The sequence below is a fragment of the Mycolicibacterium sp. XJ662 genome (assembly GCF_053484035.1).
In genome coordinates this window covers 1,415,295-1,433,446 of sequence record NZ_JBEFTL010000001.1, presented here as the reverse complement: position 1 = coordinate 1,433,446, position 18,152 = coordinate 1,415,295, and the positions used below count along the sequence as shown (strand labels likewise).

Here is an 18,152-nt window from a genome sequence, read left to right as displayed (position 1 = left end):
GACCATTGAGGAGACGTAGATGAGCACCAACCCCCCTGCGCTCGACATGCGCGCGATCATCGAGGACACCTCCAACCGCGTCGTGGTGTGCTGCGGCGCCGGCGGTGTCGGCAAGACCACCACGGCGGCCGCGTTGGCGCTGCGGGCGGCCGAATACGGCCGCACGGTGGTGGTGTTGACGATCGACCCGGCCCGGCGTCTCGCCCAGGCGCTGGGCATCACCGATCTCGGCAACACCCCGCAGCGCGTACCGCTGGCCCCGGAGGTGCGCGGCGAGTTGCACGCGATGATGCTCGACATGCGCCGCACGTTCGACGAGATGGTGGTCCAGTACTCCGGAGCTGACCGCGCCAACGCGATTCTGGACAACCAGTTCTATCAGACCGTCGCCACGTCGCTGGCGGGCACGCAGGAATACATGGCGATGGAGAAGCTGGGTCAGCTTCTCGCGCAAGACAAATGGGACCTCGTGGTGGTCGACACTCCGCCGTCGCGCAATGCCCTGGACTTCCTCGATGCGCCAAAACGGTTGGGCAGCTTCATGGATAGCCGGCTGTGGCGGCTGCTGCTGGCGCCGGGCCGGGGCTTCGGACGTCTCGTCACCGGAGCCGTCGGGTTGGCCATGAAGGCGCTCTCGACGGTGTTGGGTTCACAAATGCTGTCCGACGCAGCGAGTTTCGTTCAATCCCTGGACGCCACGTTCGGCGGGTTCCGGGAGAAGGCCGAGCGCACCTACGAGCTGCTCAAGCGTCGCGGCACCCAGTTCGTCGTGGTGTCGGCGGCCGAACCGGATGCGTTGCGCGAGGCGTCGTTCTTCGTCGACCGGCTCTCCGAAGAGCACATGCCGCTGGCCGGGTTGATCCTCAACCGCACCCACCCGACGCTGTGTGAGCTGCACGCCGAGAAGGCCGACGAAACCGCCGAAGAGATCGAGAAGACCGATCCGGACTCGTTGACCGCGGGCGTGCTGCGGATTCACGCCGAGCGCGCGTTGACGGCCAAGCGCGAGATCCGGCTGCTGTCGCGGTTCACCGGCGCCAATCCGCACGTGGCGATCGTCGGGGTGCCGTCGCTGCCGTTCGACGTCTCGGATTTGGATGCGCTGCGGGCCATCGCCGATCAGATGACCGGCGAGGCAGCCGCGGCCTAGTGGCCTAGACGGCGCTGCGGTGTTTGCGCTGGGCGGCGAAGAAATCTGCCCAGGAAACCACCTCGGGGTGCTGCTTGAGCAAGGCGCGACGCTGGCGCTCGGTCATCCCACCCCACACTCCGAACTCGACGCGGTTGTCGAGGGCGTCGGCGCCACATTCCAAGATCACCGGGCAGTGTCGACAGATGACCGCGGCTTTGCGCTGCGCGGCGCCTCGTACGAATAGTTCGTCGGGATCCGTCTGACGGCATCGAGCCTGGGATACCCAGGCGATACGGGCTTCGGCTTCGGCGCCGTGGACAACAGTGTGGGCGGAAGAGTTTGTGCTTGTCCTGCGAGCCGCGGGCCTAGTTGCTGACACCCGAGATTTCCCTTCTTTCCCTGTCGCCTCGGCAACGCCGTGGCGGCCATGTCGTCCGGTGTAGAAAGCGTCTGCGATCTACGCCACAGTGCGGGGGCCGAATGTGACCTGCATCGCACTGTGTTGTCAACTTAGGTGGTCAGGGGGTTTCGCGCAATGGGTGTTTCCCTACTTTTTTGGGACGACCGTGCCGTCAGGCGCGAAAATTGACGTCCACGCGGATATGTGTGCTGCTTGGGCGTTTTTCCGTCCCCCGATCGACGCTGCCCGTTTTGCGGCGGAATTCCCGTCGTTAGTCTGTAGCCATGCCCGAGCACCAGCCGACGCGACCGCCCACGACGGTCACGCTCATCAAGCTCGCCTGGTGCTGTCTGCTGGCCAGCGTGCTGGCCGCCGCGTTGATGTTTCCCGTGGTCGGCGGCATCGGCCTGGTCTCGAACCGGGCCTCCGACGTGGTTGCCAACGGTTCGGCGCAGTTGGTCGAGGGCGAGGTCCCGCAGGTCTCGACGATGGTCGACGCCAAGGGCAACGTGATCGCCTGGCTGTACTCGCAGCGGCGGTTCGAGGTGTCCAGCGAGGACATCGCCAACACCATGAAGCTGGCGATCGTGTCCATCGAGGACAAAAGGTTTGCCGAGCACAACGGCGTGGACTGGCAGGGCACCCTGACCGGCCTATCCGGCTATCTGTCCGGAAACCTCGACACCCGCGGCGGCTCGACCATCGAGCAGCAGTACGTCAAGAACTACCAACTGCTGGTCATCGCCCAGACCGAGGCCGAACGGCGCGCGGCCGTGGAAACCACCCCGGCGCGCAAGCTGCGCGAGATCCGGATGGCGTTGACGCTGGACAAGACGTTCACCAAGCCCGAGATCCTGACCCGCTACCTGAACCTGGTGTCGTTCGGCAACGGGGCGTTCGGCGTGCAGGACGCGGCACAGACCTACTTCGGCATCAACGCCTCCGAACTGGACTGGGAGCAGGCTGCGCTGCTGGCCGGGCTGGTGCAGTCCACCAGCACGTTGAACCCGTACACCAACCCCGACGGTGCGCTGGCGCGCCGCAACGTCGTGCTGGACACGATGATCGAGAACATCCCCGAGGAGGCCGCTGCGCTGCGGGCGGCCAAGGAGAAGCCCCTCGGCGTGCTGCCGCAGCCCAAAGAGCTGCCACGCGGCTGCATCGCCGCTGGTGACCGGGCATTCTTCTGCGACTATGCGTTGGAGTACCTGGCCCGCGCGGGCATCAGCAAGGAGCAGGTCGCCAAGGGCGGCTACCTGATCAAGACCACGCTGGACCCCGATGTGCAGGCACCGGTGAAGGCGGCCGTCAACCAGTTCGCCGACCCCGGGCGCGATGGCGTCGCCAGCGTGATGAGCGTGATCCGGCCGGGCAAGGAATCCCATCCGGTGCTGGCGATGGCCAGCAGCCGCACCTACGGCCTGAACACCGAGGCCGGCGAGACGATGCAGCCGCAGCCGTTCTCGCTGGTCGGTGACGGCGCGGGGTCGATCTTCAAGGTCTTCACCGTGGCCGCCGCCATGGAGATGGGGATGGGGATCAACGCACAGCTGGACGCGCCGGCGCGCTTCCAGGCCAAGGGCCTGGGTAGCGGTGGCGCCAGGGGCTGCCCCCCGGCGACGTGGTGCGTGGAGAACGCGGGCAATTACCGCGGCAGCATGAACGTCACCGACGCGTTGGCGACCTCCCCCAACACCGCGTTCGCCAAGCTGATCTCCCAGATCGGGGTGCCGCGCACGGTAGACATGGCCGTCAAACTGGGCCTGCGGTCCTACGCGCTGCCCGGCACCGCGCGCGACTACGACCCCGAAAGCAACGAGAGCCTCGCCGATTTCGTCAAACGGCAGAACATCGGGTCGTTCACGCTGGGCCCGATCGAGGTCAACCCGCTCGAGTTGTCCAATGTCGCCGCGACGCTGGCCTCCGGCGGGGTGTGGTGCCCGCCGAACCCGATCGCCGAGGTAATCGACCGCCACGGCGAGCAAGTCGCGGTCACCACCGAGACGTGCGAACAGGTGGTGCCGGACGGGCTGGCCAACACGCTGGCCAACGCGTTGAGCAAGGATGACGAGGGCGCGGGCACCGCCGCGGGCGCCGCCGGCTCGGTGGGCTGGGACCTGCCGATGTCGGGTAAGACCGGCACCACCGAGGCGCACCGCTCGTCGGGATTCTTGGGCTTCACCAACCAGCTGGCCGCGGCGAACTACATCTACGACGACTCGTCCTCACCCGGGTCGCTGTGTTCATTCCCGCTGCGCAAGTGCGGCGGTAACGGCAACCTGTACGGCGGCAACGAGCCCGCCCGCACCTGGTTCGCGGCGATGAAGCCGATCGCCACCGCCTTCGGGGAGGTCAACCTGCCGCCGACCGATCCGCGCTGGGTCGACGGCGCGCCGGGCTCCCGGGTACCCAGCGTCGCGGGACTGTCGGAGGGCAACGCCCGACAGCGGTTGCGCGACGCCGGCTTCCAGGTCGCCAACGACGCCACCCCGGTGAACAGTTCGTCGTCGCGGGGCACGGTGGTCGGCACGTCGCCCACCGGGCAGACCGTGCCGGGTTCGATCATCACGCTGCAGGTCTCCAACGGCATCGCGCCGCCGCCGCCGCCCGCTCCGGACCGACCGCCGGGCATCCCGGGCCTTCCGGCCCCGGTCGGCGAGACCGTCGTGCAGATCCCGGGTCTGCCGCCGATCACGGTTCCGGTGCTCGGGCCCCCGCCTCCGGCGCCGCCGCCACCGGGCTGACCCGGGCTGTGGAGTTGCCCACGACGGCCCGCGGAAATCGGTAACTGCAGGCGAGTGGCAGTAGGCTCACAGGCATGCCTGCTCGTTCACCCCGTACGTCGCCGTCGACCCTGAAACGCACCGCCGCCGCGGGCGCGGGTGCGCTGGTAGCCGGCATCGCCTACGCCTCGATCATCGAGCGCAACGCCTTCGTGTTGCGCGAGGTGACCATGCCGGTGCTGTCGCCGGGGTCGTCGCCGCTGAAGGTGCTGCACATCAGCGACATCCACATGCGGCCGACGCAGCGCCGCAAGCAGGCGTTTCTGCGTGAGCTGGTGGCGTTGGAACCGGACCTCGTGGTCAATACCGGCGACAACCTGTCGCATCCGAAGGCGGTTCCCGCCGTCGTGCAGTCGTTGACCGAACTGCTCGCGGTGCCCGGGGTGTTCATCTTCGGCAGCAACGACTACTTCGCCCCGCGCCCGAAGAACCCGCTGAACTACCTGTCCAACCCCGGCCACCGCGTGCACGGTGAGCCGCTGCCGTGGCAGGACCTGCGCGCGGCGTTCACCGAGCGCGGTTGGCTGGACTTGACCCACAACCGGCGCGAGTTCACCGTCAACGGGCTGCGGATCGCGGCCGCGGGTGTCGATGACCCGCACCTGTCGCGGGACCGTTACGAGACGATCGCGGGCCCGGCGCCGGCCGCGGCGGATCTGAAGCTGGGGCTGACGCATTCGCCTGAGCCGCGGGTGCTCGACCGCTTCGCCGCCGACGGCTATCAGCTGGTGATGGCCGGCCACACGCACGGCGGCCAGCTGTGCCTGCCGTTCTACGGCGCGCTGGTCACCAACTGCGATCTGGACCGGTCGCGGGCCAAGGGACCGTCGCGGTGGGGTGCGAATATGCAGCTGCACGTGTCGGCGGGGATCGGCACGTCACCGTATGCGCCGCTGCGGTTCTGCTGCCGTCCGGAGGCCACGCTGCTCACGCTGGTGCCGGCTCCCATCGGCGGCCGGGACGTCGGCAGCACGGTCGGTCAGTCCCATTCCAGCGTGTCCGTGCGGTGAGCCTTGCCGAGTGACTGTTGCAGACCGGGGCCGTTCACGCGCGTGGGCCGATAACGCGGTCCGGCTGATCGAGGCCGACGCAAGGCGTAGTGCGGACACGCATCTGCTGCGGTATCCGCTGCCGTCGGCGTGGGCCGGGAACTGCGATCTGCACCTGTACCTCAAGGACGAGTCCACGCATATCACCGGAAGCCTCAAGCACCGGCTGGCGCGGTCGTTGTTCCTCTACGGGCTGTGCAACGGCTGGATCGACGAGCACACCACCGTCATCGAGGCGTCGTCGGGGTCGACGGCGGTGTCGGAGGCCTACTTCGCGGCGCTGCTGGGGCTGCCGTTCATCGCGGTGATGCCGGCGTCGACCAGCGCCAGCAAGATCGCGCTGATCGAATCACAGGGTGGGCGTTGCCATTTCGTGGACGAGTCGTCGCAGATGTATGCGGAGGCCGAGCGGCTGGCCGCGCAGACCGGTGGGCACTACCTCGACCAGTTCACCAACGCCGAGCGCGCCACCGACTGGCGCGGCAACAACAACATCGCCGAGTCGATCTTCGAGCAGATGCGCGAGGAGACCCACCCGGTTCCGGAGTGGATCGTCGTGGGCGCGGGCACCGGCGGAACCTGCGCCACGATCGGCCGGTTCATCCGCTACCGCCGCCACGCCACCCGGCTGTGCGTGGTGGATCCGGAGAACTCGGCGTTCTTCCCGTCGTATGCGCAGCGCCGCGACGACGTGGTGACGTCGAAGTCGTCGCGCATCGAGGGAATCGGCAGGCCGCGGGTGGAACCGTCGTTTCTGCCCGACGTGGTGGATCGGATGGTGATGGTGCCCGACGACGCCTCGGTGGCGGCCGCGCGTCACGCCAGCGCGGTGCTCGGGCGACGGGTGGGCCCGTCAACGGGAACCAATCTGTGGGGCGCGTTCGGGTTGCTGGCCGAGATGTTGGCCGAGGGCCGCGGCGGCTCAGTGGTCACACTGTTGGCCGATAGCGGCGACCGCTACGCCGACACCTACTTCTGCGACGAGTGGCTGACCAGCCAGCGGCTGGATCCCTCGGGGTCCGCGTCGGTGCTGGCCGAGTTCGAACGCTCGGGGCGTTGGCCGGAGTCCTCGGAGCGGTCGACCAGGGGGCCCTCGGACGTCAGGAACAGCCACAGTGCGGCCAGCACGAAGAATCCCACGTAGATGGATGCGCCTAACACGGTCATCTCATGCCTCGCTTCGTCGGGTCTCTGTCGTCAGTCTGCATAACGCCACCGACAACGACATCCTTCCCGCGGCGTGTCGCAGCCCACAGTTGGCCGTGCGTTCCGCTCGCGAGTGCTACGCCAGGGTCGTGGGCGGGGCGGTTTGCACAGCCCTGCGGTAGCACTCGCGAGGCGAACGGGCGCGGGTGAGCGTTTGGCTTCGCACCCCGCCGGTGCGATACGCTGTCGTGGCTTCACGCGGGGTGTGGCGCAGCTTGGTAGCGCGCTTCGTTCGGGACGAAGAGGTCGTGGGTTCGAATCCCGCCACCCCGACTCATGTGCAGGTGAATGGCCCTGGCTGATTATCCAGTTCGGGGCCATTCTTTGTCGCGGTTCCAGCCCGACACAAACGTCGAGGTTGCGGGTATCACCATGCACCATCGGAGCGGGAGCCTGCCTTGGCTACGCTCGTTCGTGCTCTGCAGCTTGCAGTAGGGCTCGCAATCGTTGGCGCCCTCGGTGCAGACGTGACATGACGGTGCCTTCGCAGCACGACATGATCTCGGCGATCTCTCGGTAGCGGAAGCCCACAACGTCGCGATAGTAGATAACCAGTCGAAACTGCACCGGCAACGCCGCCAGCGCATCGACGAGTTGCGCGTCGGGCAATGCGTCCAGTGCATCCAGTTCGGCCGACCGAGCCGTCTGCGAGGAGTGTCGATCCTGGCCGGCGAGTTGCCGGTCGGTGATGTGCTCGCTGAGGTACTCGCTCGGTCGGTGTCGCGCGCGACGGAGACCATTGATGTATGTGTTGGTCATGATGCGAAACAGCCACGCCCGAAGGTTGGTTCCTTCGGCGAAGGTGTGGAAGCCGCTATAAGCCCTCAGCATGGTCTCCTGCACCAGATCCTCGGCGTCCACAGCGCTCCTTGTCATGCGGAGGGCCCGGCTGTAGAGCTGGTTCAGATGCGGAAGCGCGTCGTCGATAAACCGCGCGGTCAGCTGTGGATCGCGCGAAGCCAGCAGCGAGTCGTTGTCTGCTTGGGCGCCAACATTTGCCATGGGTTGATACTTGCGTCGCTCGAGGTGAGTTGTCGTCGCCCGGGTCCCGGATTCACCCGGGTGATTCTGCGGAAGTAGCTTTCATGCTGTGCCACACGCTATTTCACACGCAGCTCGCCGGAACTGGCGGGGGCTGACTGCCTTGGCCCATGTAGATGATCGAGACTGAAGGCGTAGCTCGCTGACGGCGCCAACGTGAGAAGCAGTGCGGCTGCTGCAGCACTGAAAACCGATGCGCTAAACGGCGTCTCGAATCCGGCGAAGAAGAACATCGACACGGCGAACACCACCAACGTCACTGCGCTGAGAAGCGCAGCCCACCGTATCGCCGCCCCCAGCAGCAACATCGCGGCCAGCAGAATTTCGACGACGGTGACCGTCCAAGCAGCGACGGTGCCACATTCCGCGGGTAGGTACGGAGCAAGAATCTGCACGTACTCGGTGAAGGCCTGGAAGTTTCCCCAACCAACTTGGTCGGTCCCGGCATCGCCCCATAGACCGAATCGGTCGGCAACCGCCGAAACGAAGCCCGCTGCCAGCGCCATACGCGCAAAAACCGTTGCTACAGGCCAGATTCTCTGAATTTCGAACATGTCTGGAGCCCCTTGTTCGGCTTCGGTAGACGTTCCGGATTGCCCGGGTGCGCCTCGAGGTGTCAACTGTGACTTCTCGGTTCGAAGCAACAGACCTAGAGCTCAGGAACTGTCAAGCCGAGCGCGGTGTGTTGGGGTGCTGGGTGGTGAGGGTTTTTGGTTTGCGGGTGGCTTCGATTGCGTCGGCGAGCAGCCACAGCGACAGGCCCAGCAGGGCGATGTCTTTCATCAAGAACTGGCCGTTGGCCGAGAGCACCGGAAAGCCACCGGCTGATGCTTCACCGATGCCGGGGGTGGTGATCATGGTGCTCAACGTGGTCACGAAGAACAGCGAGGCGATCAGGCCGCCGAGCACCGCGGCCTTGGGAAACCACGGCTTGAGGGCCAGCAACGCCGCGGTGATCAACTCGATCGGACCCAGCAGCCGACCGAACGCGCTGATCGAGATGATGTCGTAGATCCAGCTCATCAACGGGCTGTTGGCCACCAGGGGCGAGATTCCGTGTGATTCGTAGTAGGTGAATTTCATGGCGCCGAACCACGCGATGACGATCACCAACCCGTAGCGCGCGATCAGCGCCGCGACCGTGGTGGTGCGCACGCTTTTGAGTCCATCGGTCAACACCGCGACGCCCAGGTTGGCTGACATGTGGTCTCCGTTCATCTCCGGTCGGTCAATACGGCCTTCGTCAGCGACCACTCTGTGCACCCGCGGGGTGAGTTGTCGCCACCCCAGCACCCATCTCACCCGGGTGAAAGATTCACACCCTGCCGGTGCGCATACCGAGCGACGGATTCAGTGGACGGCGCCGGGGATACGCCAAGATCGCGCACCGCGCAGGTCGAGCCACACGTCGGTCGGCGTCTGCACCAGCTGAGCCAGCACCTGTTCACAGCCCGGACAGCGCACGACGACGCCCGGCGCCCGTTGATAGACATGACATTCGGCAAAGACACCGACCCGACCACAGTTGGCGCAGGTCAAGCTCGCAGTGGTGACATCGAATCCCAGGACGTCCTCGAAGGTGCCCGCGGCGGCGTTACCGTCGACATGCGTGGGTTCTGTCATCATTCCTTCTTCCTCGGTTAGCCGCTCGGCCCGAATCGCTCGGTCCGGATGGCCGATGGCGAATGCCCGTGCTCGATGAGCTTCGTGGTCACCGATTCGACAAAATCTGTCGGACCGCACACGTAGACGCGCAAACCATCACCAGGCGTCCACCCGGGCACTACCAGATCACCGACGCCGACGCGGCTCGGCGGTCTCCCCGGCTTCGGCGCGACCCGGGTGAAGACCACGGCCACCTGCAGCCACCCACAGTCGCGCTCGAGCTCGGCCAGTTCCTTGGCGTAATAAACGTCACCGGGACTGCGCACAGAGTAAACCAGCCGAACTACGGCTCTGCCCAACGTTATCCGCTGTCGCAGCATAGCCATCAACGGCACGATGCCCGAGCCACCAGCAACCAACAAGACCTGGGTCTCCTCCCCCTCCCGCCAAACAAACCAGCCCCCGATGGGTCCACGAATTTCGACCTCATCACCGGGGCGCATTGCGAAGAGGTAGGGCGAGACCTCTCCTCCGACTATTCGCTGTACAGTCAGCTCGATGCGGCGGTCGTCAGCCGGTCTGCCAAGCGAGTAACTCCGTTGCGCGCTATACCCGTCCTCGGCGGTGAGCTTCAAATCGACGTGTTGGCCAGGCACGTGCCCACCCCAGCTAGGTACGGAAAGCCCGATCGTGCGCGATGATTCAGTTTCCGGTGTCGAGTCAACTACCCGCGCGACCTGCCAGTGCAGCTTCGGAGTCGTACCGTCGTTCACGGGTCAATCTCCGGCGTAGCGTTGTTCTCGCCATGGGTCGCCGTAGCCGTGATAGCCGAGGCCTTCCCAGAATCCGGGTGTATCGCTGTCACGCAACTCGATAGATCGCACCCACTTCGCGGATTTCCAGAAGTACAGGTGAGGCACCAGCAGTCGTGCCGGACCGCCATGCGCGCCCGTTAGCGGTTCGTCCTCGTAGCTGTATACGATCCACGCCTTACCGCCGACGAGATCGGCCGTCGGGATGTTGGTGGTGTACCCGCCATAGGAACCTATCAACGCAAAATCTCCCGCAGCACTTACAGATTCAAAAAGCACATCCAGCGAGACGCCTTCCCAGTGGGTATCGAGCTTGGACCAACTGGTGACGCAGTGAATGTCGACAGTAATTCGCTCGCTGGGCAATCCCTGAAGCTGAACCCACGACCACGTGTGCTCAGCGCCCAGGTCGCTTCGGATTGTGAAGCGCCAGGCATCGAGGTCTATGCGCGGAGTCGGCCCTGCCTGAAGCACTGGGAAGTCCCTGGTTGCATGCTGCCCTGGCGGCAGCGCACGGGACGATTCATCGCCGCGCCCTCGAAAACCCTTGTTGACGATTGTCATCGATCCTCCCTGTTGCGGCTCACTCGGTGTTCATGGATGCTGCCGTAATCAGCACCGGGTACGGTCCACCTCTAGGGCCTCGGCTCTATCTTGACGCCCGTTGTCTTGCAAGAGATGCCGTGCCGCAGTTGCGATACCCGCTGCGTCGATCGCCGCAGCTGCAAGCAGCTCATCGGTTGTGCCCGACCCCGGAAGGATGCGCACGGCTAAGTGGGCCAAACGAAGTACCGGCGTGTCGTCGCCGACCAGCGCTTCAAGAACTGCGGAGCCGAGGCCGCCCTCGGGGTGGTGGTCCTCGGCGATGACCAGGCGTCCATTGGTATCGCGTACGGCGTCGAGCAGCGTGTCCCGATCGATCGGCTTGATGGAGTACACGTCGATGACACGCGCAGCGATTCCGTCGCGGTCCAGCGATTCGGCCGCGGCCAGGCATTGATGTACGGTGACGCCGGCACCGATCAGGGTGACCTGGTCGGCGTCACTGGATCTCAACACATGGGAGCCACCAATGTTGAACTCCGTGGTCGGCTCGTAGAGGACGGGGTAAGCGCCGCGCGTGGTCCTCAAGTAGCGAATTCCCCCGGCGCTGGCCATGTGGTCGACCAGCGCGACGGTACTCGTCGCATCGCTGGGATAGAGAACGGTCGCGCCATGGACGGACCGCATCATCGCCAAGTCCTCCAATGCCATCTGAGATGGGCCGTCGGCCCCGATTTCCACGCCGGCGTGGGACCCGACCAAGCAGATGTTCGCGTGTGAGATTGCGGCCATGCGGGTGAAATCGTGCGCCCTCGTCAGAAACGCGGCAAAGGTCGACGCGAACGGAATGTAGTGGCGGACACTCAGTCCGACGGCTGAGGCGACGAGTTGCTGCTCGGCGATGAACATCTCGAAGTACCGATCCGGGTAGTGCTCAGCGAATTCTCCCGCGCCTGTTGAGTTGCTGACTTCACCGTCGAGCGCCACCACGCGGGGATTAGCCGCACCGAGCGCGACCAACGCGACGCCATAGGCGGTACGGGTCGCGACCTTGTCACCCAGCGCGTAGCGCGGTGGTGTCAGCGCACTGGTCTGTCGGCGTGTGCGGGTTTCCGGTGCCTGGTCCCGTCGCAGCGCAGGTTTGGGTCCGGAGACGCTGATGCGGTCATCGATGCTGCCTAGTTCGGCTAGGGCACGTGCTGCCATTTCAGGCGGAAAGGCCTTGCCGTGCCAGCCTTCCTGGTCTTCGACCTCGCTGAATCCGCGCCCCTTCACGGTTTTCGCGAGGATAACAGTAGGCGCTTGAGCCTTCCGCGCCGCGGTGAGCGCGCGGTCGATGTCCTCGAGGTCATGGCCATTGACGGTGATGGCGCGCGCCCCAAAGGCTTCGACGCGTCGCGTGTAGGTCCCCAGGTCCCAACCCAGTCCGGTGGGACCGCGCTGCCCGAGCCGGTTGACGTCGATGATGACGGTGAAATTCGCCAATGCGTAGTGGCCGGCTTTATCCAGCGCCTCCCACACCGACCCTTCCGTGGTTTCGCTGTCACCGCACAACACCCACACGTGGAACGGAGACTCGTCGAGGAGCTTTCCGGCCAAAGCGACACCGACACCGTTGCCGATCCCCTGGCCCAGCGACCCGGTGGCTACGTCGACCCACGGCAGCACCGGCGTCGGGTGGCCCTGTAAACGCGAGCCGAAACGGCGGTACCCGGTCATCAGTTCGGTATCGGTGATGACACCAACGGCCTTGAAGGCTGCGTACAGCAGAGGGGAGGCGTGCCCCTTGGACAAGATGAAATGGTCGTTGTCATGGTGGTACGGCTGCTGCCAGTCGTAACGCAGATGACGGGCAAGCAGCACGGCCATCAGATCGGCGGCCGACATGCTGGATGTCGGGTGTCCCGAACCGGCAGCGGTGCTGGCGCGGATTGCGTCGACACGCAGCTGCTTGGCCAGCCGGCCGACTCTCGAAGTATCCATGCATCCTTCGACGAGTTCACTCACGGACGTCCTCCTCGGCGGTAGTGGTGGCTGCATCAGGAACCGCCACCGCATCGTCTTGACACGTCTTGCGGCGGGTGAGGTGCACGTGGGATTCGGCGCGTAACCGTCCGACCATGTGCGGGTAGTGCAACTCGAAGGCGGGCCGCTCCGAGCGGATCCGCGGCAGCTCGGTGAAGTTGTGCCGCGGCGGCGGGCAGGAGGTCGCCCATTCCAGCGAGTTCCCATAACCCCACGGATCATCGACAGTGACCGGTTCGCCGTAGCGCCAGCTCTTGAACAAGTTCCAGATGAACGGGATTACCGAGATCCCCAGGATGAAGGCGCCGACAGTGGAGACCACGTTCAGCGTGGTGAACCCGTCGGTGGGCAGGTACTCGGCGTAGCGCCGCGGCATACCGGCCGCGCCGAGCCAGTGCTGCACCAGGAACGTCGTGTGAAACCCGATCAAGGTCAGCCAGAAATGCAGCTTGCCCAACCGCTCATCCAACAACCGTCCCGTCATCTTCGGAAACCAGAAGTACACCCCGCCATAGGTGGCGAACACGATCGTGCCGAACAACACGTAATGAAAGTGCGCGACAACGAAGTACGTGTCGGTGACATGGAAGTCGATCGGCGGGCTGGCCAGCAGGACCCCGGTGAGCCCACCGAGCAGGAACGTCACCAGGAAGCCGACCGAGAAGAGCATCGGCGTCTCGAACGTCAGCTGACCCGTCCACATCGTTCCGATCCAATTGACGAACTTGATCCCGGTCGGCACCGCGATCAAAAACGTCATGAACGAGAAGAACGGCAACAGCACCGCACCGGTGGCATACAGGTGGTGCGCCCACACCGCGATCGACAACGCCCCAATGCCGATGGTGGCGTACACCATCGTGGTGTAGCCGAAGACGGGCTTGCGACTGAAGACCGGAATGATCTCGGTCACGATGCCAAAGAACGGCAGCGCGATGATGTACACCTCAGGATGCCCGAAGAACCAGAACAGGTGCTCCCAGAGAAGCGCACCGCCGTTGGCCGGGTCGAAGATGTGCGCGCGCACGTGTCGATCCGCGGCCAGTCCGAACAGCGCAGAGGTCAACAGCGGGAACGCCACCAGCACGATCACGCTGGTCACCAAGATGTTCCAGGTAAAGATCGGTAACCGGAACATCGTCATGCCCGGGGCGCGCATGCACACCACGGTGGTGATCATGTTGACCGCAGCCAGAATGGTCCCCAGGCCGCCAACGATCAGACCCAGGATCCACAGATCCCCGCCCGCGCCCGGCGAGTGCACCGCATTCGACAGCGGGGTGTATGCGGTCCAGCCGAAGTCGGCTGGCCCACCGGGGGCAGCGAAGCCGCCCAGCGCGATCAGCGCGCCGAACAGGAACAGCCAGAAGGACAACGCATTCAGACGTGGGAAGGCCACGTCGGGCGCACCGATCTGCAGCGGCAGCACCAGGTTGGCGAACCCGAACACGATCGGGGTCGCGTAGAACAGCAACATCACCGTGCCGTGCATGGTGAACAGTTGGTTGTACTGTTCGTTGGACAGAAACTGCAGTTGCGGTGCGGCGAGTTCGGTGCGGATGAGCAGCGCCATCAGCCCGCCGACGAAGAAGAAGATGAAGCAGGCGACGCAATACATCATGCCGATCAGCTTGTGATCGGTGGTGGTGATCAGCTTGTAGAGCAGCGTGCCCTTCGGGCCCAGGCGGGCCGGAAAGGGACGCCGGGGCTGCGCTTCTCCGATGACGGGGGCCTGGATCGTCAATGGTCCGGTTCTCCCCTACCGTTCGCACCTTTCGCGGCCTCCGCTGGTGTGGGGTAGGCGTCGAGCAGTTCGCGCCAGGCGGTGGCGAACCTGGCAACGCCGTCGTTTTCGAGCACCGCGAAGACATCGGCCAGGTCGACACCGACCGCGCTGACGGCGTCGAGCACCGTTTGGGCGTGGGTGGCCGTGCCGGTGATGGAGTCACCGACGATGACGTCGTGATCAGCGAGGGCCTCCAACGTGCGTTCTGGAATCGTGCTCACGGTGTTGGGTGCGATCAACTCGGTGATGTATCTCGTCTCGGGATAGGCCGGGTTCTTCACCCCGGTGGATGCCCACAGCGGCCGCTGCACGTGGGCGCCGGCGTAACTGAGTGCGGTATAACGTTGGCCGGCTTCGAACACGTCCCGGTACGCCGCATAGGCCAGCCGGGCATTGGCGATTGCCGCCTGTCCGCGCAGCGCCATGGCCGCGTGGGTGCCGATAGCCTCCAACCGCTCGTCGACTTCGGTATCGACCCTGGACACGAAGAGCGAAGCCACCGAGTAGATTTTGCTCAGGTCGCGGCCGGCTTGGTGTGCGGCTTCTAGCCCGGCCAGATAAGCATCCATCGCCTGACGGTGCCGCGCGCCGGAGAATATCAGCGTGACATTGACTGAAATGCCCTCGGCCACAGTGGCGGTGATCGCCGACATTCCCGCCGTCGTAGCGGGAATCTTTATGAGGAGGTTCGGTCGGTCAACGATCTTCCACAGCTCGGCGGCTTGGCTGGCCGTTGCTTCGGCGTCATCCGCCAACCGTGGATCCACCTCGATCGACACGCGTCCGTCCAGACCGTGGGAGGCTTCCCACTGCGGGCGCAACACGTCGCAAGCTGTCCGCACGTCGTCGGTGATGACTGTGCGAATCGCCGATTCAGCGTCAGCGCCGCGTTCAGCCAGCTGAGTGAGCTGCCGAGTGTAGGCCTCGCCGTGCGCGATCGCGTGCTGAAAGATCGTCGGGTTAGTGGTGACGCCGACGACACTTCTGGTGTCGATCAGATGCTGTAGGTTGCCTGAAATCAGGCGGTCGCGAGACAGGTCATCCAGCCAAACCGATACCCCAGCTGCTGACAGCGCGCGAAGAGCGGCGTTTTGCGTCATCGCAGAACTCCCCGTGATTGACGTAGCCACAGAGCGCACAGGCATGCAGCGACAAAGATCATGACCGGCACATACGCGGCGGCAAGCACCTGTCGGTCGCACGCCGACATGTGATGGCGCCGCGCGGCGTCGCGTTCAATCATGGTGGCTCCTGTCGGCCGTCGTCTGCTCTGTGCGGCGAGATCCATTGTGACGAGGTAGTTTCCATTCCTGGCGCACGTAGTGGCAGGTGTAGCCGCCGGGGTAGCGCTGCAGGTAATCCTGATGTTCCGGTTCTGCTTCCCAGAAGACCCCGGCCGACTTGACCTCGGTGACAACCGGTGCGGGCCACAGCCCAGATGCGTCAACATCGGCGATGGTGTCGAGCGCTATGCGTTTCTGGTCGTCGTCGAGATAGAAGATGGCCGAACGGTAGCTGGTGCCGACGTCGTTGCCTTGGCGGTTCGTCGTCGTCGGGTCGTGGATCTGAAAGAAGAATTCCAGCAAGGCGCGGTAGTCGGTGTCGGCAGGGTTGTAGGTGATTTCGACCGCTTCGGCGTGGCCGGGGTGATCGCGATAGGTCGGTTGGTCGTTGTGACCGCCCGTGTAACCGACACGTGTCGATATCACGCCGGGCAGTGCCCGGATGAGATCTTGGACACCCCAGAAGCATCCACCCGCCAGGATCGCGGTATTGGCCGTCATGGTCGCGGCTCCGTAAGTTCGGAATTGGCCTCCAGCGTCGGGCTTTCTGCGTGGCCGAAGAGGTGTAGATAGCCTCCGTAACCCTCGTTCTCGAGGTCGTCGCGGTGAATAAAGCGCAACGCCGCGGAATTGATGCAGTAGCGCAGACCGCCCTCGGATGGCGGCCCGTCATTGAAAACGTGGCCGAGGTGGCTGTCGCCGTGACGCGACCGCACCTCAGTGCGCACCATGATGTGACGGTGGTCGGCCTTTTCGATGACGTTTTCGGGGTCGACTGGTTTGGTGAAACTCGGCCACCCGGTGCCGCTTTCGAATTTATCGACTGAGGCGAACAACGGCTCACCGGACACCACGTCGACGTAGATACCCGGCTCGTGATTGTCGAGGTATTCGCCAGTGAAGGGACGCTCGGTGCCACTCTGCTGGGTGACGTAGTACTGCTCGGGGGCCAAGGCTTTGATCGCAGCCGGATTCTTGTGGTAGTCGTGGGTCACAGGTGCTCCTTGAAGTGAGTGCGGTGCTTGCTACGAGGGTTAGTTGCGGCCGGCCATGATGCCGCCGTCAACGTTGAGGATGGCGCCGGTGATCCAGCTCGCTTCTTCGGAGAGCAGGAAGGTGATGGCGCCCGCCACGTCGGCGGGTGTGCCGATGCGACCCAGCGGGTGCAGTGGCGCGAACGTTGTCAGCGTGGCGTCGATCTCGTCCTTGGGGATGAATCGCTCGTAGAGCGGCGTTTTCACGACTGCGGGCGCGACGGCGTTGACACGGATTTGGTGAGGTGCCAGTTCGATGGCGAGGTTGTGTGTGAGGGCGTGTAGTCCGGCCTTCTGCATGGAGTAGCCCGACGACGGCGTAGCACCAATCGCCTGATGGGCCCACATGGCGCCAATATTGACAATCGAGCCGCCTGAACCGTTGGCGACCATTCCGGTGACCACTGTCTGGGTCAGAAAAAACAATGCGTAGTTCAGGCTCTGGTAGGAGTCATACGCCTCGGCGTCGTAGTCCAGGAACGCCGTTGGAATGAAGTACCCGGCGGCGTTGACCATCAGGGTTGCATCGCCGTGCTGGTCGGATATTTCACTCTGGATATTGGCAACTGCGGATCGCTCGCCCAGTTCAGCAACGATTCCCCAGGCTTTCCCCCCGCGGTTCGTCAGTTCGGCCACGGTGTCGTCGACACGAGCCGGCGATCGTCCGATGACTACCGCGCTGCCACCGCGATCCACGACGTCGAGCGCGGCTTGACGGCCCATCCCGGCACTGCCGCCGACAACAATGATCTTTTTACCGTCGAACTCTGCGTCCATACGCTGAACTGCCTTTCCGCACTGATGGTTTGGCTGTGCAGCGCCGAAACGCCGCTCAGGTCTGTCGAGACGAAAGCCTGGCCCTTCGAGGGGTGAGCTGTCTTCACCCGCTAGCGCCTTTCACCCGGGTGAGGACAGACACATGAGACGCCGAGGTCACCATTGTCCCGACCCTGGAGGTTCGATGGCGTCCTCGTCGCCGACGATGTGTATCGCGGCTTCCTCCGCCGATGCGGCCCCGCCGTCGATCCCGACATCGTGGGCGCGGTAATCAGACGTGGGATCTGTGGGGTCGACGCCGAGGGCCACGAGTCGACCGGCACGCCCGCCACCCACTTGATCATCGAGGGGCTCGCCATCGCTGTCGGTGCTATCGCCGATCCCGTCGCCATCCCATCGGTCGGTCACGTCGGGCACCTCACGGGCCAACCGGCGCGTAAGACTTTCCCGCATGCGCGCCTCATTCGCGGTCAATCCCCAACTCCCCAGTTCTCGTGGGCTTTCCGGCGGTGAGTAACCTTCGTCCAGGTCGATACCGGTCTGCTCGGAGTCAAGGCTTTCTTCTGGCTCAAGCAAATGGGCTGTCACGTCATCGAACTCGAACTTATCCATCGGTGCAATCTCCGTTCCCTATCGCGGCCAGCCCGCCCAGGGCGGTCAGTTGCCCTATTTCGAA

General features: G+C 64.6%; 17 protein-coding genes, 1 tRNA gene and 1 pseudogene. 5 read left to right on the top strand and 14 right to left on the bottom strand.

Annotated elements, in window-relative coordinates; all coding sequences use genetic code 11:
* Positions 1-19 precede the first annotated feature (19 nt).
* Positions 20-1,150, top strand: coding sequence for an ATPase BagB (locus ABQE93_RS06745; RefSeq protein ID WP_448411240.1), 1,131 nt, complete (start codon positions 20-22; stop codon positions 1,148-1,150).
* Positions 1,151-1,154: 4 nt separating this feature from the next.
* Here the strand turns inward: ABQE93_RS06745 and ABQE93_RS06740 are convergent, their stop codons facing one another.
* Complete coding sequence (locus ABQE93_RS06740; RefSeq protein ID WP_448411238.1) at positions 1,155-1,511, bottom strand: WhiB family transcriptional regulator; 357 nt, start codon at positions 1,509-1,511, stop codon at positions 1,155-1,157.
* A gap of 305 nt (positions 1,512-1,816) precedes the next feature.
* Here ABQE93_RS06740 and ponA2 point away from each other — a divergent pair, with 305 nt between their 5' ends.
* The 4 genes and pseudogenes from ponA2 to ABQE93_RS06720 all read left to right on the top strand — a co-directional run bounded on the left by ponA2 (position 1,817) and on the right by ABQE93_RS06720 (position 6,843).
* Positions 1,817-4,276 (top strand): transglycosylase/D,D-transpeptidase PonA2, encoded by a 2,460-nt coding sequence (ponA2, locus tag ABQE93_RS06735; RefSeq protein ID WP_448411236.1) that lies wholly within the window; start codon positions 1,817-1,819, stop codon positions 4,274-4,276.
* A gap of 74 nt (positions 4,277-4,350) precedes the next feature.
* The gene (locus ABQE93_RS06730; protein ID WP_448411234.1) at positions 4,351-5,325 is read left to right on the top strand and encodes a metallophosphoesterase; all 975 of its coding nucleotides are present in this window, start codon (positions 4,351-4,353) and stop codon (positions 5,323-5,325) included.
* A 10-nt stretch (positions 5,326-5,335) separates the two neighbouring features.
* A pseudogene (locus ABQE93_RS06725) lies at positions 5,336-6,424 on the top strand (PLP-dependent cysteine synthase family protein); the annotation flags it as partial.
* A gap of 345 nt (positions 6,425-6,769) precedes the next feature.
* Positions 6,770-6,843: transfer RNA gene (locus ABQE93_RS06720), tRNA-Pro, on the top strand.
* A gap of 129 nt (positions 6,844-6,972) precedes the next feature.
* On the opposite strand, the gene ABQE93_RS06715 is transcribed toward ABQE93_RS06720, so the two are convergent.
* The 13 genes from ABQE93_RS06715 to ABQE93_RS06655 form a co-directional block, all read right to left on the bottom strand.
* The gene (locus tag ABQE93_RS06715; RefSeq protein ID WP_448411232.1) at positions 6,973-7,572 is read right to left on the bottom strand and encodes a sigma-70 family RNA polymerase sigma factor; all 600 of its coding nucleotides are present in this window, start codon (positions 7,570-7,572) and stop codon (positions 6,973-6,975) included.
* Positions 7,573-7,670: 98 nt separating this feature from the next.
* Entirely contained in the window at positions 7,671-8,165 is a 495-nt protein-coding gene (locus tag ABQE93_RS06710) for a DoxX family membrane protein (RefSeq protein WP_448411230.1), read from the bottom strand.
* A gap of 112 nt (positions 8,166-8,277) precedes the next feature.
* Positions 8,278-8,814 carry a YkgB family protein gene (locus ABQE93_RS06705; protein ID WP_448438053.1) on the bottom strand — a complete coding sequence of 179 codons (537 nt, stop codon included), beginning with the start codon at positions 8,812-8,814 and terminating at the stop codon, positions 8,278-8,280.
* 147 nt (positions 8,815-8,961) lie between these two features.
* Positions 8,962-9,237, bottom strand: a complete 276-nt coding sequence (locus ABQE93_RS06700) for a DUF6510 family protein (protein ID WP_448411868.1) — start codon at positions 9,235-9,237, stop codon at positions 8,962-8,964.
* 14 nt (positions 9,238-9,251) lie between these two features.
* Complete coding sequence (locus ABQE93_RS06695; protein ID WP_448411870.1) at positions 9,252-9,989, bottom strand: ferredoxin reductase; 738 nt, start codon at positions 9,987-9,989, stop codon at positions 9,252-9,254.
* A gap of 3 nt (positions 9,990-9,992) precedes the next feature.
* Positions 9,993-10,592, bottom strand: a complete 600-nt coding sequence (locus tag ABQE93_RS06690; RefSeq protein ID WP_448411872.1) for a molybdopterin-dependent oxidoreductase — start codon at positions 10,590-10,592, stop codon at positions 9,993-9,995.
* Positions 10,593-10,640: 48 nt separating this feature from the next.
* Complete coding sequence (locus ABQE93_RS06685) at positions 10,641-12,578, bottom strand: transketolase (RefSeq protein WP_448411874.1); 1,938 nt, start codon at positions 12,576-12,578, stop codon at positions 10,641-10,643.
* Entirely contained in the window at positions 12,571-14,340 is a 1,770-nt protein-coding gene (gene ctaD, locus ABQE93_RS06680) for an aa3-type cytochrome oxidase subunit I (protein ID WP_448411876.1), read from the bottom strand. Before ctaD ends, ABQE93_RS06685 begins: the two co-directional genes overlap by 8 nt.
* On the bottom strand, positions 14,337-15,482 hold the full coding sequence (gene tal, locus ABQE93_RS06675) for a transaldolase (RefSeq protein WP_448411878.1): 1,146 nt from the start codon (positions 15,480-15,482) through the stop codon (positions 14,337-14,339). The genes ctaD and tal overlap by 4 nt, the downstream gene beginning before the upstream one ends.
* Positions 15,483-15,617: 135 nt before the next feature.
* Entirely contained in the window at positions 15,618-16,166 is a 549-nt protein-coding gene (msrA, locus tag ABQE93_RS06670) for a peptide-methionine (S)-S-oxide reductase MsrA (RefSeq protein WP_448411879.1), read from the bottom strand.
* Positions 16,163-16,660: a peptide-methionine (R)-S-oxide reductase MsrB gene (gene msrB, locus ABQE93_RS06665; protein WP_448411881.1), complete on the bottom strand. Its 498-nt coding sequence runs from the start codon at positions 16,658-16,660 to the stop codon at positions 16,163-16,165. Before msrB ends, msrA begins: the two co-directional genes overlap by 4 nt.
* A 39-nt stretch (positions 16,661-16,699) precedes the next feature.
* A complete protein-coding gene (locus ABQE93_RS06660) occupies positions 16,700-17,476 on the bottom strand; it encodes an SDR family NAD(P)-dependent oxidoreductase (protein ID WP_448411883.1) in 777 nt (258 codons plus the stop codon).
* Between the two features lie 156 nt (positions 17,477-17,632).
* On the bottom strand, positions 17,633-18,088 hold the full coding sequence (locus ABQE93_RS06655; RefSeq protein WP_448411885.1) for a DUF5709 domain-containing protein: 456 nt from the start codon (positions 18,086-18,088) through the stop codon (positions 17,633-17,635).
* Positions 18,089-18,152: the final 64 nt, after the last annotated feature.

What these genes read in the sequence shown, in the direction of transcription:
- ABQE93_RS06690 (WP_448411872.1), bottom strand. Translation starts at nt 10,592, where the DNA reads ATGACAATCGTCAACAAGGGTTTTCGAGGGCGCGGCGATGAATCGTCC.
- ABQE93_RS06710 (WP_448411230.1), bottom strand. Translation starts at nt 8,165, where the DNA reads ATGTTCGAAATTCAGAGAATCTGGCCTGTAGCAACGGTTTTTGCGCGT.
- tal (WP_448411878.1), bottom strand. Translation starts at nt 15,482, where the DNA reads ATGACGCAAAACGCCGCTCTTCGCGCGCTGTCAGCAGCTGGGGTATCG.
- ABQE93_RS06715 (WP_448411232.1), bottom strand. Translation starts at nt 7,572, where the DNA reads ATGGCAAATGTTGGCGCCCAAGCAGACAACGACTCGCTGCTGGCTTCG.
- ABQE93_RS06705 (WP_448438053.1), bottom strand. Translation starts at nt 8,814, where the DNA reads ATGTCAGCCAACCTGGGCGTCGCGGTGTTGACCGATGGACTCAAAAGC.
- ABQE93_RS06745 (WP_448411240.1), top strand. Translation starts at nt 20, where the DNA reads ATGAGCACCAACCCCCCTGCGCTCGACATGCGCGCGATCATCGAGGAC.
- msrA (WP_448411879.1), bottom strand. Translation starts at nt 16,166, where the DNA reads ATGACGGCCAATACCGCGATCCTGGCGGGTGGATGCTTCTGGGGTGTC.
- ponA2 (WP_448411236.1), top strand. Translation starts at nt 1,817, where the DNA reads ATGCCCGAGCACCAGCCGACGCGACCGCCCACGACGGTCACGCTCATC.
- ABQE93_RS06655 (WP_448411885.1), bottom strand. Translation starts at nt 18,088, where the DNA reads ATGGATAAGTTCGAGTTCGATGACGTGACAGCCCATTTGCTTGAGCCA.
- ABQE93_RS06730 (WP_448411234.1), top strand. Translation starts at nt 4,351, where the DNA reads ATGCCTGCTCGTTCACCCCGTACGTCGCCGTCGACCCTGAAACGCACC.
- ABQE93_RS06660 (WP_448411883.1), bottom strand. Translation starts at nt 17,476, where the DNA reads ATGGACGCAGAGTTCGACGGTAAAAAGATCATTGTTGTCGGCGGCAGT.
- ABQE93_RS06700 (WP_448411868.1), bottom strand. Translation starts at nt 9,237, where the DNA reads ATGATGACAGAACCCACGCATGTCGACGGTAACGCCGCCGCGGGCACC.